1 protein-coding gene is annotated in these 213 nt (G+C 62.4%); it reads left to right on the forward strand.

Features of this window, described 5'->3' with window-relative positions; genetic code table 11:
* The coding region (locus KJQ96_RS39900; RefSeq protein ID WP_213291311.1) for a molybdopterin cofactor-binding domain-containing protein at nt 1-213 on the forward strand (213 nt) is incomplete at both ends.

A 213-nucleotide genomic window follows, 5' to 3' on the forward strand; every position in this document is an offset into this window, starting at 1 on the left:
TGTCGGACAAGCTCGGTGTGCCCTTCGACAGCGTCGATATTGCCTTTGGCGATACCGACCGGGTGCAGTTCGGCATGGGCACCTATGGTTCGCGCTCGCTCGTGGTCGGCGGGGCCGCGCTCTCAAAGGCCAGCGACAAGGTGATCGTGAAGGGCAAGAAGATTGCCGCGCATCTACTCGAGGCGGGCGAGCACGACATCCAGTTTGAGGCTG

This window comes from Bradyrhizobium sp. sGM-13 (assembly GCF_018398875.1).
Lineage (GTDB): Bacteria > Pseudomonadota > Alphaproteobacteria > Rhizobiales > Xanthobacteraceae > Bradyrhizobium.